Source organism: Trueperaceae bacterium, from assembly GCA_036381035.1.
In the GTDB taxonomy this organism is placed as follows: domain Bacteria; phylum Deinococcota; class Deinococci; order Deinococcales; family Trueperaceae; genus DASRWD01.
The window spans coordinates 1-2,102 of sequence record DASVDQ010000058.1; the positions used below are offsets into that span (position 1 = coordinate 1).

General features: G+C 71.0%; 3 protein-coding genes. All 3 read left to right on the forward strand.

Annotation, left to right across the window (positions count from 1 at the left end):
- The coding region (locus VF202_07445) for a hypothetical protein (protein ID HEX7039926.1) at positions 1-664 on the forward strand (664 nt) is incomplete at its 5' end.
- Positions 661-1,518 carry a recombinase RecT gene (locus VF202_07450; GenBank protein HEX7039927.1) on the forward strand — a complete coding sequence of 286 codons (858 nt, stop codon included), beginning with the start codon at positions 661-663 and terminating at the stop codon, positions 1,516-1,518. The genes VF202_07445 and VF202_07450, both read left to right, overlap by 4 nt.
- Complete coding sequence (locus tag VF202_07455; GenBank protein HEX7039928.1) at positions 1,518-1,808, forward strand: hypothetical protein; 291 nt, start codon at positions 1,518-1,520, stop codon at positions 1,806-1,808. Before VF202_07450 ends, VF202_07455 begins: the two co-directional genes overlap by 1 nt.
- Positions 1,809-2,102: the final 294 nt, after the last annotated feature.

Here is a 2,102-nt window from a genome sequence, read left to right on the forward strand (position 1 = left end):
CGACCTGTACCGCCTCAACGAGACCACGATGGGGCCGCCTCACTCCGTGCTCGAAATCAAGTCGAGCGGCACGTACGACGGGTGGGGCCCGGACGGCACCGATGAGATCCCGGCCTACTACCGGGCGCAGGTGCTCTGGCAAATGGACGTGCTCGGCCTGTCCGAGGCGCACGTGACGTGCCTGTTCCTGTCGACCCGGCAGCGCCGCGACTACGTCATCGCCTACGACCCGGACGACGTCGAGCTGATGCGCGAAGCCGCGCGCGAGTTCCTCGACCGGGTGGAACGTGGGGACGCGCCGCCGATCGACCACACCCCGGCCACCACGGCCGCCCTGCGGGAGCTGTACCCGCTCGGCGACGACGACACCGAGACAGAGGTCTCGGCCGACCTCGCCGCCGAATACCGGGCCGCCCGGGCCGCGCTCGACCAAGCGCGCGAGCGTTACGACCTGGCAGCCAACCGGCTGCGCGCCGCCATGGGCGACGCCCGGCGCGCCCTCACCCCCGACGGCGACCCGGTCGCGTCCCGGTCCGTGTACGAGCGGACCGGCATCGACACCCGCCGGCTGCGCGCCGACTACCCGGACGCCTACGAGGCGTGCCGCACCGTGTCCACCGTCGACAAGATCACGCCCGCCAGGGCGAAGAAGGAGCACCAGTGACCGAGACCGTTTCACAGGCCGTCGAGCAGAAGAACAACGGGCCGATGGCGATCGTCACCCAGTCCACGACGTGGCTGGGCGGGCTGCTGCCCTCCCACGTCGACCCCAACTCGTTCGTGTCGCTGGCCAAGGCACATCTGCGCAAGGACCCGAAGGTGCTGGCGGCGGCGACCCGCAACCCGTCCGGGTACATGATGTGCCTCACCGAGTGCGCCCGCCTCGGCCTCGTCCCCGGGGACACGTTCCACATCCTGCCGTTCGAGAACAAGCGCAAGGGCGTCGTCGAGTTCACCGGGATCGTCGACTACACCGGCGAGATCGAGCTGATCTACCGTGCCGGCGCCGTCTCGTCGGTAAAGGCCGAGATCGTCTACTCGGGCGACCGGTTCCAGTTCACGCCGGACATGGACCGGCCGCACCACGAGCCGGACTGGTTCGGCGACCGTGGCGAGATGATCGGCGTCTACGCCTACGCCGTCATGAAGGACGGCTCCACCTCCCGTGTCGTGGTGATGTCCCGCGCCGAGGTCGAGAAGGTCAAGGCCAGCTCGAAGTCGGCCGGGCATTCCGACTCGCCGTGGGAGCGGTGGCCCGACCGAATGTGGCTGAAGACCGCGATTCACCAGCTCACCAAGTGGGTCCCCACGAGCGCCGAATACCGCCGCGAGCAGCTGCGCGCCGTCGTCGAGGCCGACAACCTCCGGCAGGGCCACCAGGATCACGCGCAGCAACCGGTTTCCCGTGCCCACCGGCCGCGACAGATCGACGACATCACCGACGCCGAGGTGATCGACCCGGACGCCGAAGCGGCCGCGCAGGCCGCCGAGGAAGCCGCACGCGAGGGTGGTGCCTGATGGACTACATCGCCCACTACCGGCGGGCCGTCAAGCTGGCCGACGCGGTCGACCACCTGATCGGGTGCGTCGACGACGCCGAGACGGACGCCGAGCGGGACGACCTGCTCCGCCGCGCCGAGGTGCTCGCCCACGCGTGCAACGCCCGCGCCCAGCTCGCCTGGGTCGCGTACATGGGCGTCGAAGCCCTCGCCGAACAGCAGCTGATCGAGGACGTGCGCGCCTTGCAGCCGCAGGGCGCCCAGGTCACGAACCTGCGGGCCCGTCGTCGCGGCGACGACCCGGCCTGAGAACGTCGGCCCGCGCGGTGGTGCCTGCCGCGCGGGCCATCCCCCCACACGTAGGGCCGCCGCCCCGGGGCAAGCGGAGCGGCGGCAGCGGCCGACACGACTAGGGAGGCATCGGCCATGACCACCATACCGACTACGCACACCAGCACGGAACGGCAGGTGACGGCGGCGATGGCGCTGGCGTACATGCTCCGCGCCGGGGTCCCCGACGCGGAGTGGCGCATCACCCGCGACGGGCACCTGTACGGCCACGTCACCAACCCGCTCGACCGGGACACCCGCCGCGACATGCGC

Bases quoted from the DNA above. Each gene is read 5' to 3' on its own strand.
- VF202_07455 (HEX7039928.1), top strand. From the start codon at position 1,518: ATGGACTACATCGCCCACTACCGGCGGGCCGTCAAGCTGGCCGACGCG.